The 17,994-nt window shown below is 72.9% G+C and carries 20 protein-coding genes and 1 pseudogene; 12 read left to right on the top strand and 9 right to left on the bottom strand.

Annotated features, from left to right (window positions below):
• Window positions 1-35: 35 nt before the first annotated feature.
• Window positions 36-281 carry an ABC transporter permease gene (locus tag QQM72_RS05270; RefSeq protein WP_314219577.1) on the top strand — a complete coding sequence of 82 codons (246 nt, stop codon included), beginning with the start codon at window positions 36-38 and terminating at the stop codon, window positions 279-281.
• 373 nt (window positions 282-654) lie between these two features.
• Here the strand turns inward: QQM72_RS05270 and QQM72_RS05265 are convergent, their stop codons facing one another.
• Window positions 655-1,215 carry a hypothetical protein gene (locus QQM72_RS05265; RefSeq protein ID WP_314219576.1) on the bottom strand — a complete coding sequence of 187 codons (561 nt, stop codon included), beginning with the start codon at window positions 1,213-1,215 and terminating at the stop codon, window positions 655-657.
• Window positions 1,216-1,481: 266 nt separating this feature from the next.
• Here QQM72_RS05265 and tuf point away from each other — a divergent pair, with 266 nt between their 5' ends.
• Window positions 1,482-2,663 carry an elongation factor Tu gene (tuf, locus tag QQM72_RS05260; protein ID WP_314219575.1) on the top strand — a complete coding sequence of 394 codons (1,182 nt, stop codon included), beginning with the start codon at window positions 1,482-1,484 and terminating at the stop codon, window positions 2,661-2,663.
• Between the two features lie 141 nt (window positions 2,664-2,804).
• Window positions 2,805-3,596: a spermidine synthase gene (locus QQM72_RS05255; protein ID WP_314219656.1), complete on the top strand. Its 792-nt coding sequence runs from the start codon at window positions 2,805-2,807 to the stop codon at window positions 3,594-3,596.
• A gap of 108 nt (window positions 3,597-3,704) precedes the next feature.
• Here QQM72_RS05255 and QQM72_RS05250 read toward each other — a convergent pair whose 3' ends face one another.
• Window positions 3,705-4,754, bottom strand: coding sequence for a hypothetical protein (locus QQM72_RS05250; RefSeq protein WP_314219574.1), 1,050 nt, complete (start codon window positions 4,752-4,754; stop codon window positions 3,705-3,707).
• 248 nt (window positions 4,755-5,002) lie between these two features.
• On the opposite strand from QQM72_RS05250, the gene QQM72_RS05245 reads away from it, so the two are divergent.
• Window positions 5,003-5,440, top strand: coding sequence for a DUF4442 domain-containing protein (locus tag QQM72_RS05245; protein WP_314219655.1), 438 nt, complete (start codon window positions 5,003-5,005; stop codon window positions 5,438-5,440).
• Window positions 5,441-5,540: 100 nt separating this feature from the next.
• Here the strand turns inward: QQM72_RS05245 and galU are convergent, their stop codons facing one another.
• The gene (gene galU, locus QQM72_RS05240; protein ID WP_314219573.1) at window positions 5,541-6,479 is read right to left on the bottom strand and encodes a UTP--glucose-1-phosphate uridylyltransferase GalU; all 939 of its coding nucleotides are present in this window, start codon (window positions 6,477-6,479) and stop codon (window positions 5,541-5,543) included.
• A 398-nt stretch (window positions 6,480-6,877) separates the two neighbouring features.
• Between galU and QQM72_RS05235 the strand changes: the two genes are divergently transcribed.
• The gene (locus QQM72_RS05235) at window positions 6,878-8,785 is read left to right on the top strand and encodes an RICIN domain-containing protein (protein ID WP_314219572.1); all 1,908 of its coding nucleotides are present in this window, start codon (window positions 6,878-6,880) and stop codon (window positions 8,783-8,785) included.
• A 121-nt stretch (window positions 8,786-8,906) separates the two neighbouring features.
• On the opposite strand, the gene QQM72_RS05230 is transcribed toward QQM72_RS05235, so the two are convergent.
• On the bottom strand, window positions 8,907-9,320 hold the full coding sequence (locus QQM72_RS05230) for a hypothetical protein (RefSeq protein WP_314219571.1): 414 nt from the start codon (window positions 9,318-9,320) through the stop codon (window positions 8,907-8,909).
• Window positions 9,321-9,522: 202 nt separating this feature from the next.
• On the opposite strand from QQM72_RS05230, the gene QQM72_RS05225 reads away from it, so the two are divergent.
• On the top strand, window positions 9,523-10,176 hold the full coding sequence (locus QQM72_RS05225; protein ID WP_314219570.1) for a DedA family protein: 654 nt from the start codon (window positions 9,523-9,525) through the stop codon (window positions 10,174-10,176).
• Between the two features lie 10 nt (window positions 10,177-10,186).
• Here QQM72_RS05225 and QQM72_RS05220 read toward each other — a convergent pair whose 3' ends face one another.
• Complete coding sequence (locus QQM72_RS05220; RefSeq protein WP_307162071.1) at window positions 10,187-10,714, bottom strand: gamma carbonic anhydrase family protein; 528 nt, start codon at window positions 10,712-10,714, stop codon at window positions 10,187-10,189.
• Window positions 10,715-10,790: 76 nt separating this feature from the next.
• On the opposite strand from QQM72_RS05220, the gene QQM72_RS05215 reads away from it, so the two are divergent.
• Window positions 10,791-11,582: an acyltransferase gene (locus QQM72_RS05215; protein ID WP_314219569.1), complete on the top strand. Its 792-nt coding sequence runs from the start codon at window positions 10,791-10,793 to the stop codon at window positions 11,580-11,582.
• A gap of 16 nt (window positions 11,583-11,598) precedes the next feature.
• Here the strand turns inward: QQM72_RS05215 and QQM72_RS05210 are convergent.
• A pseudogene (locus QQM72_RS05210) lies at window positions 11,599-11,985 on the bottom strand (EamA family transporter); the annotation flags it as partial.
• A 106-nt stretch (window positions 11,986-12,091) separates the two neighbouring features.
• Between QQM72_RS05210 and QQM72_RS05205 the strand changes: the two are divergent.
• On the top strand, window positions 12,092-12,664 hold the full coding sequence (locus QQM72_RS05205) for a helix-turn-helix domain-containing protein (RefSeq protein ID WP_314219568.1): 573 nt from the start codon (window positions 12,092-12,094) through the stop codon (window positions 12,662-12,664).
• A 43-nt stretch (window positions 12,665-12,707) separates the two neighbouring features.
• Window positions 12,708-13,265: a YbaK/EbsC family protein gene (locus QQM72_RS05200; protein ID WP_314219567.1), complete on the top strand. Its 558-nt coding sequence runs from the start codon at window positions 12,708-12,710 to the stop codon at window positions 13,263-13,265.
• Window positions 13,266-13,267: 2 nt separating this feature from the next.
• Here QQM72_RS05200 and QQM72_RS05195 read toward each other — a convergent pair whose 3' ends face one another.
• Window positions 13,268-14,380, bottom strand: coding sequence for a cation diffusion facilitator family transporter (locus tag QQM72_RS05195; protein WP_314219566.1), 1,113 nt, complete (start codon window positions 14,378-14,380; stop codon window positions 13,268-13,270).
• 61 nt (window positions 14,381-14,441) lie between these two features.
• Here QQM72_RS05195 and QQM72_RS05190 point away from each other — a divergent pair, with 61 nt between their 5' ends.
• The gene (locus QQM72_RS05190; protein ID WP_314219565.1) at window positions 14,442-14,801 is read left to right on the top strand and encodes an ArsR/SmtB family transcription factor; all 360 of its coding nucleotides are present in this window, start codon (window positions 14,442-14,444) and stop codon (window positions 14,799-14,801) included.
• A 1-nt stretch (window position 14,802) separates the two neighbouring features.
• On the opposite strand, the gene QQM72_RS05185 is transcribed toward QQM72_RS05190, so the two are convergent.
• Both QQM72_RS05185 and QQM72_RS05180 read right to left on the bottom strand, forming a co-directional pair.
• Entirely contained in the window at window positions 14,803-16,011 is a 1,209-nt protein-coding gene (locus tag QQM72_RS05185) for a 4-hydroxybenzoate 3-monooxygenase (RefSeq protein ID WP_399076011.1), read from the bottom strand.
• Window positions 16,012-16,061: 50 nt separating this feature from the next.
• Window positions 16,062-16,469: a CoA-binding protein gene (locus QQM72_RS05180; protein ID WP_314219563.1), complete on the bottom strand. Its 408-nt coding sequence runs from the start codon at window positions 16,467-16,469 to the stop codon at window positions 16,062-16,064.
• 112 nt (window positions 16,470-16,581) lie between these two features.
• On the opposite strand from QQM72_RS05180, the gene QQM72_RS05175 reads away from it, so the two are divergent.
• Window positions 16,582-17,334 (top strand): hypothetical protein, encoded by a 753-nt coding sequence (locus QQM72_RS05175; RefSeq protein WP_314219562.1) that lies wholly within the window; start codon window positions 16,582-16,584, stop codon window positions 17,332-17,334.
• Complete coding sequence (locus tag QQM72_RS05170; RefSeq protein ID WP_314219561.1) at window positions 17,331-17,882, top strand: SixA phosphatase family protein; 552 nt, start codon at window positions 17,331-17,333, stop codon at window positions 17,880-17,882. The genes QQM72_RS05175 and QQM72_RS05170 overlap by 4 nt, the downstream gene beginning before the upstream one ends.
• The last annotated feature ends 112 nt before the right edge of the window (window positions 17,883-17,994 follow it).

The following is a 17,994-nucleotide window of genomic DNA, read 5'->3' as shown; positions in this document are numbered from 1 at the left end:
GATCCTCGACCTGGCACATTTCGAAGGTGACGGCGATGACACGAGACGTGCGTTTGCGGGGCCGGATCGAGGCGGCGGCCGCCGGTCTGTGCGCGGTGCTCTTCCTGGCCACGCTGATCTGGCGCGACTGGATCGAGGCAGTGTTCGCAGTGGACCCCGATCAGCACAGCGGCGCCCTCGAGTGGGCGATCGTCGCCCTGACGCTGGGCGCCACGGTGGCGTTCTCGCTGCTGGCGCGCGGCGAGTACCGCAGGGCCCGGTTGTCGTCGTCCAGATCGTGACGTCCGCGTCCCCGTCATGGACACGGCGGCGAGGCCGCAACCGGGCGAAACGGGTTCCCGCCGAGCCAGGCCGCCACGATTCACCCCGGGCCGACCGCTGCTGTGACGCCACACAGGCGGGTGCGCCGTCCACCGCCGCAGGGAGACCCCGCTGTCTCCAGGCGGCGGCACCCGGTGCAAGGCGGTCGGGTCATCGTGCGCCCTGCGCCATGCCCCGCGGCCGGCGCCGCCCTTCGGGGTCGTGGGTCTCAGCGTCCCGTGGCCGACATACTCGTGCCCACGGAGGCCGATGCTTTCTGCACTCGCACGCACCGGACGTCGCGAGCCCTGCCCTGCGGGCAGACGGCGCTACGTTGCGGACACGGCCCGGCGGCTACGAGGGCCGCAGGCGGGGCGCCTCGTCGTCCGGGGTGTCCGGGCTCGCGAAGTGGAAGGGCACCGACAGACGCGCGGCCAGGGCCCTGCCCACCTTGTCGGCGACGGCCGCGCAGGGATGGCCCAGGGCGGGATCCGTACCGTCGAGGTGGCGCTGCGCCGTGCGCCGGTAGATCGTGGCCAGCGCCTGTTCGCCCTCGGGGTCTGCGGTGACGGCGTACAGGATCACGAACCAGTCGTGGACCGTGTCCCCGTCCCACACGACCTCGATCGCCACGACCCGCCCCGGCGCACCGCCCGCGCGGGCGTCGAGCGAATCCAGGTCCAGCGGATCGTCGGGGGTGCGGGCGATCCGGTCACCGTGGTGCACATAGCGCTCGTGGACGACGAGCTGCGCCTCGTGGAGGCCGACGCCGTGAACCCGGCCGGCCTCCCAGACGGTGCGGATCGCCCGCATCAGGGCGTCCTGGAGGACGTACCCGTCGACCTGCTCGCGGACGCCCTCCGGCAGCAGCTCCCACCACCGCTCCCACGACTCCTCCGTGCTGATGTCGGTCATCAGGACCGTAACCCTCCCCATCCGGCGAAAACCATTCGACGCCGAACGAACCGTCGGCGATGATCGGCACCATGTTCCGGTACGCCTTCCTCCTCGCAGCATCCGCGGTCGCGGATACGCCGAAGGCTGCCGTCCCGCTCCTCCTGGCCGCTGCCGACGGCGCCCGAAGCTGACCCTCTCCGGATCGTCCGGCGGACCCCGCAGGGGGAGGGTCGGCCGGTTCGCCGGGGTCCCCGCTTCCTACGGACACGCTTCGAGGTACAGCCATGCCCAAGACCGCTTACGTGCGGACCAAACCACACCTCAACATCGGCACCATGGGGCACGTCGACCACGGCAAGACCACCCTGACCGCCGCCATCACCAAGGTCCTCGCCGATCGCGGCACCGGCGCCTTCGTGCCGTTCGACCGTATCGACCGGGCCCCGGAGGAGGCCGCGCGCGGTATCACCATCAACATCGCGCACGTCGAGTACGAGACCGACACCCGGCACTACGCGCATGTCGACATGCCGGGCCACGCCGACTACGTCAAGAACATGGTCACCGGGGCCGCGCAGCTCGACGGGGCGATCCTCGTCGTCTCCGCGCTCGACGGGATCATGCCGCAGACCGCCGAACACGTCCTGCTCGCCCGCCAGGTGGGCGTCGACCACATCGTGGTCGCGCTCAACAAGGCCGACGCCGTCCTCGACGGGGACGACGCCGAGTTGATCGACCTGGTCGAACTGGAGGTCCGCGACCTGCTCACCGAGCACGGCTACGGCGGCGACTCCGCCCCCGTCGTCAGGGTGTCGGGGCTGCGCGCCCTGGCCGGCGACCCGCGCTGGACGGCGTCGATCGACGCGCTTCTCGACGCGGTGGACACCTATGTGCCCATGCCCGAGCGGTATCTGGACGCGCCGTTCCTGCTGCCCGTGGAGAACGTGCTCACCATCACGGGCCGGGGGACGGTCGTCACCGGCGCCGTGGAGCGCGGGACGCTCCGCCTGGGGGACCAGGTGCAGGTGCTCGGGGCCGGTGCCGAGACCGTGGTCACGGGCATCGAGACCTTCGGCAAGCCGATGGAGGAGGCGCAGGCCGGGGACAACGTGGCACTGCTGCTGCGCGGCGTGCCCCGGGACGCCGTCCGGCGGGGTCATGTGGTGGTGGCGCCGGGGAGCGTGGTGCCCAGCAGGCGGTTCACGGCACGGGTGTACGTCCTGTCCGGGCGGGAGGGCGGTCGCACCACGCCCGTCTCGACCGGCTACCGGCCGCAGTTCTACATCCGTACGGCGGACGTCGTCGGGGACGTGGACCTGGGCGAGATCCCGGTCGCGCGGCCCGGGGACACGGTCGGCATGACCGTCGAACTGGGGCGTGAGGTTCCGTTGGAGCCCGGCCTCGGCTTCGCCATCCGCGAGGGCGGGCGGACCGTGGGGGCGGGAACCGTGACAGCCGTGCTGTGAGGGCGGCCGGTGTCCGTGGCCGACGTGCGCGGGGCCGGCGGGCCGTGCTCCTTCGGGGGCGTGGCCCGCAGGCACAATGGGACGGTGAACGACGAGCCCATACCCGTCTCCCGCGCCGTCGACCACGGCACCGCCAAGCTGATGCCCGACGTGGACCGGGAGCGGGCCTGGCTGCTGACCGTCGACGGAGCGCCGCAGTCGTACGTCGACCTGGACGAGCCGACGTACCTGGAGTTCGAGTACGCGCGGCGCCTCGGGCACGTCCTGGACACCGTCGCCGAGGCGGGGCGGCCCCTGGACGTCCTGCATCTCGGCGGCGGCGCGCTCACCCTGCCCCGGTACCTGGCCGCTACCCGGCCGGGTTCCCGGCAGGACGTCGTCGAGTTCGACCGCGGGCTGCTGGAGATGATCGACACGCACCTGCCGGTCCCGGCCGGAGCCGGCATCGCGCTGCACGCCGCCGACGCGCGGGACTGGCTGGAAGCGGCCCCGGACGGCTCCGCCGACGCGCTGGTCGCCGATGTCTTCGGCGGCTCCCGCGTCCCCGCCCATCTGACGACCCTGACCTACGCCCAGGAGGCCGGACGGGTCCTGAGCCGCGACGGCGTCTATCTGGCGAACCTCGCCGACGCGGCGCCTTTCGGCTTCCTGCGCTCCCAACTCGCCAACTTCGCCGCGGTGTTCGAGGAACTCGCCCTCATCGCCGAGCCCGCCGTACTGCGCGGCCGCCGGTTCGGCAACGCGGTGCTCGTCGCCGCGCACCGTCCGCTCGACGTGACCACCCTGGCCCGCCGCACCGCCTCCGACGCCTTCCCGGCCCGGGTCGAGCACGGCCCGGGGCTGCGCCGCTTCGTCGGCGACGCCCGCCCGGTACGGGACGAGGACGCCGTACCGTCCCCCGAACCTCCCGAAGGCGCGTTCGGCATCGGCTGAGCGGCGTCGGCCGAGCGGCGGGTACCGGCACAGCGCCGCGGGCGCCCCGCGGGGAACCGCCGGACCGGTCACCGGCCGGCCGTCCTCGCGGGACTTCGCGGACACGGCCTAGTTCTGCGTCGGTGTCCCGTTCAGCCGGACGGTGCTGAGGATCTGCATGATCGTGGCCTTCGGGAGTTCGTCCTTGACGCCCTTGGCCCCGTACAGGTTCCACGACACGTAGTCGCCGTTGGAGTTCTTGAAACCGAACGTGATCGCCTTGCCGTCGCTGTCGCACTTGCCCTTCTGGGGTGTGTTCGTCGACTGGGCCCAGGCGTAACTGCCCACGATGCCGGAGGCGGTCGTGAAGGCGGTGGCCTTCTTGTCGAAGGTCAGGCTCTTCTTGTCCGGCTCGGTGTAGCCGCCGAAGACCCACCAGGCGGGCGTGTTGATGGCGATCTCATCGGTCGACTTGGCCCCCTCGGCCCCCTTGCTGCCGACCACGGCCAGCGCGGTGTCCTCGGTCTTGCCGTCCTTGTCGGAGTCCACGGAGCACCACTTCGACTTGAACTCGGCCGTGCCCCCCTGGAGGATCTGGTCGTAGCCGTCCGCCTGCTCCTTGTCCTCCCACTCGAAGCCCTGGCTGAGCGTCGGAGACTGGACCTCCCAGTCAGCCGGCACGTCGAAGGCGATGCCCCACTTGGGGTTCACCACGACCTTCCAGCCGGCGACGGTCGCCTTCGCGGTCTCGTTGCCGCGCGGGTTGTCGTCGGTGCCGGTCGAGGAGGAGCCGGAAGCCGAGGCGGAACCGGACGTGGAGACCGTCGGGCTCGCGCTGCCCTTGCTCGCGTCGACCGCATCGTCATCGTCGCCGCCCAGCACCAGGAACCCGGTGACACCGGCTGCCACGACGACGGCCATGGCCGCGACGACCGCGATCAGCTTCGTCCGGTTGCCGTCGCCCGAGCCGCTGCCGCCGGGCGGCGGCGTGGGCGCGCCCACGGGCGCGGGGGCGCCCCACTGCGGTTGCTGCGCGTAGGGGTTGGGCTGCTGGTCGGGCTGCTGCTGGTAGCCGGGCTGCTGATACGGATTCGGCTGCTGGTATCCCGGCTGCTGGTACGGGTTGTTCTGCGCCTGCGGGTTCTGCTCTCCCCCGGGCGGCTGCTGTCCTGGCCACATGGCCAGAAACCCTAGTGCCGTCCGGGACACGATTCGGTCACCGCCCCTTGTCAGGGACGTACCGAATCGGGACGCGGAGGGCCGGCACACGCGAACTCTGTCCCCGAAGTTCCGTATCGCGGCATTCGGGACCCCCTCGGCGACCGCCCCGGACGTCGGAGGGCCGCGAGGTCGTGCGGTGATCGGCACGCCGGTCTGGCCAGCTGAAGCTACTCACAGGTAACATCGCGGCCATGAGCGCAGACCAGATGTCCATCGGCGAGATGCTCGCCGCCACGGTGCCCATGGCCCGGACCCTGAACCTCGAGTTCCTCGAGGCCGGTCCGGAGAGGGCCGTGGTCGCCCTGCCCGACCAGAGCGAGTTCCACAACCACGTGGGCGGGCCGCACGCCGGGGCGATGTTCACGCTCGGTGAGTCCGCCAGCGGCGCGATCGTCCTCGCCGCGTTCGGCGACCAGCTCTCCCGTGCCGTACCGCTCGCCGTCGGCGCCGAGATCGCCTACCGCAAGCTGGCCATGGGGGCGGTCACCGCCACCGCCACGCTGGGCCGCCCGGCCGCCGAGGTCGTCGCGCAGCTCGACGCGGGGGAGCGGCCCGAGTTCCCGGTCGCGATCGAGATCCGCCGCGCCGACGGGGCCGTCACCGGCGAGATGACGGTGACCTGGACCCTGCGTCCCAACGGCTGACCGGCCGAGCGGCTTCCTGCGGGGGTGACGGCCCAGGTCGCGGCGACCTCGGGGCCCTCTGTGGGGCACTGCCCGCCACCCCCGGCCCGCCGCGCGCCGGTCAGGCCGCCAGCTGTTCCCGAGCCGCGTCGCCGTCCGCCAGGCCCGCCACGAACTCCTTGAGCCAGGCGACGAACTCCGGCCCCAGGTCGGGCCGGTCGCAGGCCAGACGGACGACCGTGCGCAGATAGTCCGCCTTGTCGCCCGTGTCGTAGCGGCGGCCCGAGAAGATCACGCCGTGCACCGTGCCGCCCGCGGCGAGTTCCTGGAGGGCGTCGGTGAGCTGGATCTCACCGCCGCGGCCGGGGGCGGTGCGCTCCAGGACCTCGAAGACGGCCGGGTCCAGGACGTACCGTCCGATGACCGCGTACCGGCTGGGCGCGTCCTCGCGCGCGGGCTTCTCCACCAGACCGGTGACCCGCACCACCCCGTCCTCGCCGGACGGCTCCATGGCCGCGCAGCCGTAGAGGTGGACCTGCTCCGGCGGGACCTCCATCAGGGCGACCACGCTGCCGGCGTACCGGTCGCGGACCTCGAGCATCTGGCTGAGCAGGGTCTCCCGCGGGTCGATGAGGTCGTCGCCCAGCAGCACCGCGAACGGCTGGTCGCCGACGTGGTTGCGGGCGCAGAGCACCGCGTGACCGAGCCCGAGCGGGTCGCCCTGCCGGATGTGGTGGATGTCGGCGAGCCGGGCCGGATCGCGCACCGCGTCCAGCCGGACCGTGTCGCCCTTGGCGGCGAGCGCCTGCTCCAGTTCGAAGGCGTGGTCGAAGTGGTCCTCGATGGCCCGCTTGTGCCGGCCCGTGACCATCAGGACGTCGTCCAGACCCGCGGCGGCCGCCTCCTCGACGACGTACTGGATGGCCGGCTTGTCGACCACCGGCAGCATCTCCTTCGGCGTCGCCTTGGTGGCGGGCAGGAAGCGGGTGCCGAGGCCGGCGGCCGGGACGACGGCTTTGCGGACACTGGGTGCGGAGTGGGGGGCGCTCATGCGGATCATGCTGTCCCACGGGGATGGGAGTACCCCGAGAGTCACATCTGAGATTCCTGTGGGCCCGTCGCTGTGCCGGAGGGACCGGCCGCTCCGGGCCGGAAGTTGGAGATTCGGTGTGCCATCCGGCTTTGGGCGTACACAAGTTGAGCCGGGGATCCTGGCGCCATTTCGAATACGGGTGCGGATACCGCCGGTAACTTATCTGAGATCGGCGCGCTTTGAACTTGGGTCACTCGAGCTTCTTGTTTCCTGTGAGGCGCGTGTGCGAAGGTGAGCCTCCCCTTACGGACGGGCCGGATCAGGCAAACGTGCCTGGTCAGGCCAAAGGTACGCACCAATCAGGCACCCGCATTCCGACACCGTGCTTTTCCGTGCCGTTCGTCGGCTTGGAAGGAAATGGTTCCGTGCAATCCCCCAACCCCCCACGCCCGCCCCACCCGCCCCGCCCCGGCTGGAGCCCCGGGGAGTCCGATCCCCGGCTCGCCGCCCTGTTGGCCGCCCGGCCCGCCGGTGACGACGGGCGTGACCGTGCGGTCGCCCTGCTGTTCGCCCGTCACTGGCGGGCGGCCCACGACTACGCGACCGTCTGCCTGGCCGGCACCGAGGACACGGCGCGGCTGGTGGCCGCCGCCGCGTTCCACGAGGTGCTGGGCCTGCTCGCGGACGGACGCACCGGCGGCGCCCTGCGTCCCCAACTCCTCGTCGCCGTACGGGAGACGGTCCGCAAATGGGCCGGCGCCGACGGTGTGGCCGACGTTCTGCCGGAGCTGCGTAAAACCGTCGGCGGCCGCGGACTGCGCGCCGCACGGGCGGTGACCGCCGAAAGGCGACAACTCGCCGAGCGGTCTTTCCAGTTGCTTCCGGCCGCCTCCCAATGCCTGTTGTGGCACACGGAGGTGGAGGCGGATCCGATATCCGTACCGGCCGGTCTGTCCGGCGTGGACGACCTCTCCGCGGCCGCCGCCCTGGAACAGGCTCGGGAACAATTCCGGGCGGGCTGCGTACGCGCCCACCGGGAACTCGCGCCGACGAGCGAATGCCGCTTCTACAACCGTCTCCTCGACATTCCGCTGCGCCGCGGCGGAACGCTGCTGCCCGATGTCCGGCAGCATCTCGCGCACTGCCGCTTCTGCCGGCACGCCGCCGAACAGCTCAGCCATTTCGACGACGGCCTCGACCTGCTGCTCGTCGAGACCGTGCTGGGCTGGGGCGCCCGCCGCTACCTCGACTCGCGCCCAGGGCGCACGGCCTCCGACGGCGCGTCGGCCGGGCCCGCGGTGCCGGCCGGGCCCGCCGCGCGGCGTCCGCCCGTCGCGGGCGGCCGGCACCGCACGACCTCGGCGGGACTGCTCGAACTGCCGGGCAGGCGGCCCAGGGCCGTGCTGGTGGGTGTCGGCCTGACCTCGCTCGCGCTGATCGCGACCGTCCTCGTGGCCAAGGGCTGGTCCGATGACAACGGTGTCCCCGCCTCCGGGGCCACCTGGGGCGCACCCGCCGGCGGGAACAGCACCCCGGCCACCGGCGGCCGCGGTCTGCCCGGCGGCTCCGACGCCTCCTCGCCCTCCGGATCCCCGTCGGCCGCCTCCGCGTCCCGGTCCGCCGAGGTCGCGCACGGCAGGCTGCGCGGCCCGGACACGGAGCTCTGCCTCGACGCCGCCCGCGGCCTGGCCCGGCCCGGTGCGGGGATCGTCCTCGCGGGGTGCTCATCGGCCGCGTCCCAGCAGTGGTCGTACCGGGACGACGGGCTGCTGCGCAGCGCGGCCGACCCGACGCTCTGCCTGGGCGCGGACCCGGGCCACCGGACGACCGCCCTGGTCAGCTGCCTGGTGCACGCCGGCGAGACGTTCTTCGACCTGACCGTCCGCGGGGAACTCCTGCTGCGGCGGGACAACGCACTGGTCGTCGCGCGCGCTGCCGGCGAGCCGGGCGCGGCCGTCGTCGTCACCGAGCGGGACGGTTCCGGCGGGCAGCGGTGGGTGTTCGACACGGCGGCGGCGCCGAGGGCGCCCGGTCCGGAGCCGCGCGGTACGGCGGAGCAGACCGTTCCGGGCAAACCCGGCTCCCCGGACCTCCCGGCGCCGCGCGGTGACCGGCCCCTTGCCCCGGACGCCGCACCGGCGCCCACCGAGACGGCTCCGGCGCCGGAGTTCGGGACGAGGGTCGCCCAGGTGCAGTGCTGCGACCCGCCGGCCGGACCGGCCGCGCCCGCGGCCGCCCCGGCCACGCTCCTCGACGCGCTCCCGGCGCCCGTCGCGGTGTCCGACGCACTGGGGAAGGTGACCGCGGACGTGACCGGATCCCTCGGTCGCTGAGCCGAGAGCCGGGAGGAGGGGCCGCACGAGGGGAGTGGCCCCTCCTCCCTCCTCCCCTCTTCGCGGGCTTCCGTCTCGCGCCTCCTCGGCGCGCTTCCTTCTCGCGCGGACGACCGCCTGGCTAGGAGGTGCAGACGTCCCTCAACTCCGAGGCCGCCTGGTCGATCTCGGCGGAGTCGGGCCGCTCGCCGTCGAGAATGTCCTGGTTGTAGTCCTCGACGGCCCGCTGGAGCTTGTCGACCGCCTTGTCGACCTTGCTGTCGTCGGACGAGCTGTCGCCCGACTTGTCGTTGATCTTGTCCAGGTTCTTCTCGATGGTGTCGATGGAGTCCTCGGTCCGCGTCGGATCCTCGATGGCGTCGGCTCCGGCCTTGTTGATCGCCGTGATGCTGTCCGTGATGTCGTCGGCGTTCGAGAGGCAGTCGACGGAGTCGTCGAACTCGCAGCCGGTGAGCAGGCCGGCGGTCAGCGCGAAGGCTGCCGCGGCGGTGGCGATGACGGCAGTACGGCGTCCGCGTCGGCGGTTCACGGCCATGGCGGGGTCCTTTCGGGAACGGTGGGGGCACGGTGGGTTCTTCCTCCACCACGATCACGTGACGGCGCCGTCGTCACGAGGGGCCCCGCCCCCGGATCCGTGGTGTAGCGGGCTACACCACGCGACGGGCCGGGTCCGGCCGACCCGGTAGGCTTCCGGGAAGGCAAGGCTGCCCAGGGACGTCAAACGGGAGGAACCCGCGGTGCACGTGCAGGAATGGCTCGACACGGTGCCCGCGGCCGCCGTCTACGCCCTCGTCGGGCTGGTGATCGGACTCGAGAGCCTCGGCATCCCGCTGCCGGGCGAGATCGTCCTGGTCTCGGCCGCGCTGCTGTCCTCCCAGCACGGCGGCATCAACCCCGTCGTCCTCGGCGCGTGCGCCACCGCGGGGGCCGTGATCGGCGACTCCATCGGCTACGCCATCGGCCGCAAGGGCGGACGTCCGCTGCTCGCCTGGCTCGGCGGGAAGTTCCCCCGGCACTTCGGCGAGGGCCATATCGCCACCGCCGAGCGGTCGTTCGAGAAGTGGGGCATGTGGGCCGTCTTCTTCGGCCGGTTCGTCGCCCTGCTGCGTATCTTCGCCGGCCCGCTCGCGGGCGTGCTGCACATGCCGTACTGGAAGTTCCTCGTCGCCAACGTCCTCGGCGGCATCGCCTGGGCCGGCGGTACGACGGCCGTCATCTACTACGTGGGTGTCGTGGCGGAGTCCTGGCTGAAGCGGTTCTCGTACCTGGGCCTGGTGGCGGCGGTGCTGATCGGCCTGACGTCGATGCTGATCATCAAGCGCAAGGCGAACAAGATGCAGAGCGCCTCGCAGGAGGCCGAAGCGGAGACCGTGCCCGCCGCCGCCGAGTAGGCGGGCCGCCCTACTCGTGCACCTTCCCGTGGGCCTTGGCCAGGTCCGCGTAGAGCGTGCCGTTCAGGGTCACGCCCTGCCGCTCCTCCTCGCTCAACTCCCGCCTGACCTTGGCCGGTACGCCCGCGACCAGCGATCCCGGCGGTACCTCCATCCCCTGGGGCACGAGCGCCTGGGCGGCGACCAGCGAACCCGCCCCGATCACCGCCCCGTTGAGCACGGTCGCGCCCATCCCGATGAGGCAGTCGTCGCCGACCGTCGCCCCGTGCACGACGGCGTTGTGACCGACGGACACCCGTTCACCGATCGTCACCGGAAACCCGGGGTCGGCGTGCAGCGTCACGTTGTCCTGGATGTTGGCGCTCGCCCGGACGGTGATCCGCTCCACGTCGCCACGCACGACGGCCCCGTACCAGACGCTCGCGCCCGCCTCGAGCGTCACGTCCCCGATCACCGAGGCCGTCGGCGCCACGAACGCCTCGGCGTCGATCTTCGGTTCCCTGCCGCCGATGCCCACGATCAGCGCCTTGTGCGTCATCACCGTCTCCTCGTGTCGGTCGTCCCACCGCACCGTACGCCACCGGGTGGGGCGAAGATCACAGGGCGGTGGGCGCTTGGCCGCACCGCGCGCTGAGTACGGTGAGCGGGTGCCGAAGCCCTGGAACACGTTCTCATCATGGCGGCGCCGACTGGTGCAGCGCGCCGTCCACGCGGGCTGGGCGTGGGTGCAGCGCACGGGCTCCGTCACCGCGGAGCACCCCGGACGTTTCCGCTTCGGCTCGATCGGGCCGGCCACCCGGCTCGCCTTCCCGCTCGGCACGGTCTTCGGGGAGCCGTGGATCCACCTCGGCGCGCACTGCATCGTCGGCGAACAGGTCACCCTGACCGCCGGGCTGATGCCCGACCTGGACCTCGGCCCGGACCCGATCCTGCGTCTCGGCGACGGCGTGGTGCTCGGCCGGGGCAGTCATGTCATCGCCGACACCACGGTCACCATCGGCAGTGACTGCTACTTCGGGCCGTATGTCTACGTCACGTCCACGAACCACTCCTACGACGATCCGCACGAGCCCATCGGCAAGCAGTGGCCCCGCATGGAGCCCGTGGAGATCGGCCCGGGATGCTGGATCGGCACCGGGGCCGTGATCCTGCCGGGTGCGCGGATCGGACGGAACGTCGTCGTCGCGGCCGGGGCGGTGGTACGCGGCTCGGTGCCCGACCACAGCGTGGTCGCGGGGGCGCCCGCCAAGGTCGTACGGCACTGGACGCCCGCCGAGGGCTGGCAGCCGCCGCTGCGCACCCCGGCGCCGGTCCCGATCCCGGACGGGGTCACCTCGGACCAGCTGGTCGCACTGTCGGAACTGGACGAGGAGACGGCGGCGGCGCTCGCCCGGCTGGAACCCTAGGTCACCCGGTGGCCAGCAGCAGCGTGCCCACCAGGGCGAGGCCCGCGCCCGCCGTCTGGACGAGTCCCGGCCGCTCGCCGAGGACCAGCCCGACGGAGACCGGCACGGCCACGCTGAGGGTGGCGAGGGGGGAGACGACTCCCATGGGGCCGAGCGCCAGCGCCTGGTAGAAGGAGAACAGGGCGACCGGGCCCACCAGCCCGGCCGCGACCGCGAACCACAGGCGCGGCCCTGTCTCGCTCCAGCCGCCGGTGGCGACCAGGATCGCGCCGAGGACGACGGCCGCGATCGACTGCGAGACCACGACCACGGTGAGCGCCGGGGTCCGGCGTGTCAGCAGCCCGCCGCCGAAGTCGGCCAGGCCCCACAGGAGGCTGCTGGCCAGGGCGAAGAGTGCTGTCACGGGGTCCCTCGCAGTACAGTTCGGTGCACGATCAGGTGCACCCCACGGTAGTGCAGGGAAGTGAATCCTGGCATCCAGAATATTGGACTCCCGAAGTGGACGGAATGTGTCGGACCTCGAACTCCTGACCCAGTCCCTGGCGCGCAACGTCAAGCACTGGCGCGCGGTGCGCGGCTTCACCCTGGACGTGCTCGCCGCCCGGGCCGGCGTCAGCCGCGGGATGCTCATCCAGATCGAGCAGGCCCGCACCAACCCGAGCATCGGCACGGTCGTCAAGATCGGTGACGCGCTCGGCATCAGCGTGACCACCCTCCTCGACTACGAACGAGGCGCGAAGGTCCGTATCGTCCCGGCCGATCAGGCGGTACGGCTGTGGCACACCGACGCCGGCAGTTACAACCGGCTGCTCGCCGGCGCGGAGGCGCCCGGACCGCTGGAGATGTGGGACTGGCTGCTGATGCCGGGGGAGAGCAGCCTCTCGGAACCCCATCCCGTCGGCACGGTCGAGCTCGTGCACGTCACCGCGGGTGAACTCACGCTCACCGTGGACGGCGAGGAGCACCGCGTCCCGACCGGCGCGAGCGCCTCGTTCGAGGCGAGCGTCCCGCATGTCTACGGCAACCGGGGCGAGGTGCCGATGGAGATGGTGATGGCCGTCTCGGTGCCGCCCGTGCACTGAGACGCCGCGGCCGCCGGCGGGCGGCTCTTGTCAGCGTGCGGCCATGCGCGCACCCATCGGACACTTCGACACCGCCAGCCCTGCCCCCGACTGCCTCGACGAGCTGGTCGGCCCGGTCGCCGACGCCGTACGCCGCTGGAGCGGCAGCGTGCCCGCCCGCGAAATCGTCCACGTCGACACGGACCCGCAGTGGGCGGACACGGCCGTCTTCGTGGAGCACTACGGCCGGGAGCTGCTGGAGCGGTCCGCCAACTGCGTGGTGGTCGCCGGCAAGCGGGGCGGTGAGACGACCCTCGCCGCGTGTGTCGTGCCGTCCACCACCCGGGTCGACGTCAACGGGGTCGTGCGCCGTCAACTCGGCGCCCGCAAGGCCTCGTTCGCGGCGATGGACACGGCGGTGGGGGAGACCGGCATGGAGTACGGCGGCATCACGCCGATCGGACTCCCGGCCGACTGGCCGGTGTTGGTGGACTCCGCCGTCGTCGACCTGCCGTACGTCCTGGTGGGCAGCGGGCGCCGGCGCGGGAAGCTGCTGGTGCCCGGCAAGGCGTTCGCCGAACTGCCGGGCGCGGTGGTGCTGGAGGGGCTCGGCGTGGCCTGAGCTCAGGCCGCCGCGTGATGGGCGAGGGCCAGATGCGGGTCGGCCTCGCCCGGCACCGGCGCCGGATCCGCGTGGACCAGCGCGGCCGTCAGACGCGGCACGGCGTGCAGCAGGGCGTGCTCGGCCGCCACGGCGATCCCGTGCGCCTCACGTACCGTCGCCTCGCCGTCCACGACGACCGCCACCTCGGCCCGCAGCCGGTGCCCGATCCAGCGCAGCCGCAACTCGCCGACCGCGCGCACACCTTCGACCTCCCGCAGCGCGTGCTCGGCCCGGTCGACCAGCGCCGGGTCGACGGCGTCCATCACCCGGCGGAACACCTCGCGTGCCGCGTCCCGCAGCACCAGCGCGATCGCCGCCGTGATCGCCAGCCCCACGACCGGGTCCGCGAGTTGCCACCCCAGCGCCGAGCCGCCCGCGCCCAGCAGCACCGCCAGTGAGGTGAACCCGTCCGTGCGGGCGTGCAGCCCGTCCGCGACCAGCGCGGCCGAGCCGATCGAACGGCCGACCCGGATGCGGTAGCGCGCGACCCACTCGTTGCCCGCGAAACCGGCCAGCGCGGCCACGGCGACCGCGCCGACCTGCTCGACGGGGCGCGGGTTCATCAGCCGCTCGACCGCGGTCCATCCCGCGAAGGCCGCCGACGCGGCGATCGTCAGCACGATCGCGATGCCCGCCAGGTCCTCCGCCCGTCCGTAGCCGTAGGTGAAGCGGCGGGTCGCCGCCCGTCGGCCCAGCACGAAGGCGATGCCCAGGGGTACGGCCGTCAGCGCGTCCGCCGCGTTGTGCACGGTGTCGCCGAGCAGCGCCACCGACCCGGACAGCGCGACCACGACCGCCTGCGCGACGGCCGTCACGCCCAGTACGGCCAGTGAGACCCACAGCGCGCGCATGCCCCGGGCGGAGGACTCCAGCGCCGGGTCGAGTTTGTCGGCGCTCTCGTGCGAGTGCGGGGTGAGGAGGTGGGCGACGCGGTGGCGCAGTCCCGGAGACGGGGAGGGGGACGGTGAAGGGGCGGAGGGGGAGGACTGATGGTGCGGGTGCTCGTGGGCGTGGTCGTGATGGTGCCCGCGGTCGTGCCGGTGTCCGTGCTCGTGGTCGTGCCGCTCGCTCACGTCGGTCCCTTCCGGTGCGCCGAGGTGGACGCGCGTCCGTCCACACCGCCATTATGTGCGTATGAGCGCACGCATGCACCTTTCACCTGCGCACCATGCGCATCCGCGCACACCCGGCGAGGAGCAGTTCGCCCTCGCGGCCGAGCTTCTCGCCCTGCTCGGCGACCGCACCCGGCTGGCCCTGCTGCACGCGCTGACGGTCGGCGAGGCCGATGTGACGACCCTGACGGAAGGCGTCGGAGCGGCCCGGCCGGCCGTCAGTCAGCATCTGGCGCGGCTGCGGCTGGCCGGGCTGGTGAACACCCGCAAGGAGGGCCGCCGGGTGGTCTACTCGCTCTCGGACGGCCATCTGCGCCGCCTGGTGGACGAGGCGCTGAACGTGGCGGACCACCGACTCGGGGACGAGCCGCCGCACGACTGACTCAGTGGTGCTCGGCCGTTCCCAGGTACTGCTCCGCGAAGGCGGCAGCGGCGGCGGGAGACGTGAACAGGCGACGCAGCCGGGCGAACGTCGTGCCCGCGCGGAACGGGTCGCCGGACGCGGTCCCGTGGTAGACCTCCGACAGCCACTGCGAGAACTCCTGGTAGTCCCACACCCGGCGCAGACACACCTGCGAGTAGTCGTCCAGGCCGTCGCCGTCACCGCCGTCGAGAAAGGCGACCAGCGCGTCGCCCAGCAGGAACGCGTCGTGCAGGGCGAGGTTCATGCCCTTCGCGGCGATGGGCGCGACGAGGTGGGCCGAGTCCCCGGCCAGGAAGAGCCGCCCGTACGTCATCGGTTCGACCACGTAGTCGTGCATGTCCAGCACGCGCTTCTCGATCAGCCGCCCCTCGCTGAGCGGCGGGGCCCCCGCACCCTCGAGTCGCTGGTGCAGCTCGGACCAGACGCGGTCGTGGGACCAGTTCTCCGGGTCGTCACCGGGCGGGCACTGGAGGTAGTACCGGGTCACGTCGGGACTGCGGGCCATGTGTCCGGCGAACCCGTTCGGATGGACACCGAACAGGACGCAGTCGGAGGACGGCGGCGCCTCGGCGAGCAGCGCCAGCCAGCCTATGCCGTAGTCGTGCCGAGCGATCCGGGCCCGCTCCGGCATCAGCGCGGCCCGGCTGACCCCGCGTGCCCCGTCGGCGCCGACCACGAAGTCGCAGTTCAGCACCCGCCGTTCAGCGGTCTCGGGGCAGGTGTACGAGACCGAGGGGCGGCCCGTGTCGAGGTCGTGCAGCTCGACGTCGCACACCGAGAAGCGGGCGTCGCCGCCGCGTACGTGGACGTACTCGTGGACGAGATCCGTCACCAGCAACGGCTGTGGGTACACCCAGTGGTGATGGCCTGTCAGCTCGGTGTAGGGGAAGCGGTAGCGCTCGCCGCCGAAGCGGAACTCGCACGCGGAGTGCTGCTGGGCCCGCGCCAACAGGTTCTGGGCCAGGCCCCGTTGCCGCAGTCCGTGAACGGCCCGCTCCTCCAGGACTCCGGCGCGGGGCCGCCGTTCGATGAACTCACGGCTCTGCGTCTCCAGTACGACGCAGTCGACGGACGCGGCCCGCAGGATGTTGCCGACGGTGAGACCTGCGGGGCCCGCACCCAGGACGACGACGGGAGTGTGGTGGGGGGAAGGCGCGTCGGTGGTCACCCGCACATTATGGGTGGGCCCCCCGACACCGCCCGGAGCACACCGGCCGGTCAGCCCAGCCGGGGGATCTCGATCGCCGGGCAGCGGTCCATCACCATCTCCAGGCCCGCGGCCCGGGTCCGGCCGTAGGCCGCCTCGTCGACGACGCCGAGCTGGAACCACACCGCCTTCGCGCCCTTGGCGACCGCCTCGTCCGCCACGGCACCCGCGAGTTCGCCGTTGACGAAGACGTCGACGACGTCCACCTCGAAGGGGATGTCCGCGAGGGAGGCGTACCCCTGCTCCCCGTGCACCGTCTCGGCCTTCGGGTGCACGGGCACGACCCGCTTGCCGAAGTGCTGGAGGACCTCGGCGACCCCGTAGGCCGCCCGCCCACGGTTCGTCGACAGGCCCACGACGGCCCAGGTGTCGCCGAGTCCGGTGAGGATCCTGCGGATCGTTGCCTCGTCGCCGTGCACCGGCGGCCTCCTTCAGATCGGAAAGGAACGGTCCTCGACTGCAACAGCTCGCGCCGCACCCTGATTCCGGCCCCTGCCTGCGAAGTCGCGCCCGCCCGCCTAGGCTCGCCTCGTGCTGAGCCTCATCGACGCCCGAACCGGCGAGCCCGTCGTCGCCGCCCCCGTCCGCCGTGGCCTGACCCGGGTGGAGGCGCATGCCTCGGGGTACGGGGCCGGGTCGCTCCGGGTCCTCCTCGTCGCCGATCTGCTCGTCCGCGCGCTGGAACTCGGCGGCACGCCCGTGTGGGCGCTGCTGTCCGGCGACCGCGATCAGGCCGAACTCCGGGCGGGCGCCACCGCCCTCGGCATGCACCCCTTCGAGGACGGCCGCGACCTCGGCGCGGGCGCCGGGGTGGGCGAGGCGCAGATCCTGCACGTGGTGGAGGCGGGCGGCCGCATCCCCGACGGGGTGTGTGTCGCCGTCGGGCCGGCCGAGGGCGCGGTCCCCGGGGGACCGGGCCGGGTCTCCGGGGGAACGGACCCCGACTTCGCCGTCCTGCGGCTGGCCCTTCTCTCCCGGCCCCGCACCGAGCCCCTGCGGCTCGACGCGGACGCGCTGGCCGAGGCCCGGGACACCCTCGCAGGCTGGCGGCGAGCCGTCGCCGCGTGGGCGCGGCAGCCCTCGCGGCCGGTACCCGACGCGGTGCGCGCACGGCTGCGTGCCGCCTGGGAGGACGACCTGGACCTGCCCGAGGTGCTGCGGGTACTGCGGTCGGTGGCGGCCGCCGGGCCCGAGCTGCCGGACGGCGCCCGGTTCGAGAGCTACGCCTACGCCGACCGTCTCCTCGGCCTCGAACTCACCCGCGACCTCGGAGCCCCGGCGTGAACGGGCCCGGCGGAGGGACGCCCCCGCGCCGGCTGGTGGTGCTGCGGCACGCCAAGTCGGCCTGGCCGGAGGGCGTCCCCGACCACGAGCGGCCGCTCGCCCCGCGCGGCCTTCGGGACGCGCCGGCCGCGGGCCGGGCGCTCGCCGAAGCCGGCTGCGTCCCGGACCTCGCCCTGTGCTCCACCGCCGCCCGCGCCCGCGGGACCTGGGAACTGGCCGCCGCCGAGTGGGACACCCCGCCCCCGGTGCGCCTCGACCCCAGGCTCTACGGGGCCGACGTCCGCGAGCTCCTGGAGGTCGTCCACGAGACGCTCGCCGACGTAGGCACTCTGCTGCTGGTCGGGCACAACCCCGGCCTGGAGGAACTGGTCCTCGACCTGGCCGGGGACGGTCCGGGAGACGCCCTGGACGAGGTGCGGCCGAAGTTCCCGACGTCGGCGATCGCCGTCCTGGCCTGGTACGGGACCGACTGGCGGTCCCTGGCGCCGGGCACGGCCCTGCTGACGTCGATGACCGTGCCGAGAGGCCGAAGGGCGCAGGAGGGTTAGGGCCCGTCGTCGGCATCCTGCGGCCTGGTCCGAACGGCAGGCCCCTGACCGACGTGCACGCGCGCGGCCGCCGCCCCGGATCGGGCTCCGCGCGGCGCAGCACCTCGCGGGT

The sequence above is a fragment of the Streptomyces zaehneri genome (assembly GCF_032248645.1).
Classification (GTDB): domain Bacteria; phylum Actinomycetota; class Actinomycetes; order Streptomycetales; family Streptomycetaceae; genus Streptomyces; species Streptomyces coriariae.
The sequence above is the reverse complement of the archived record's forward strand: the minus strand, read 5'-3'. Positions and strand labels throughout refer to the sequence as shown.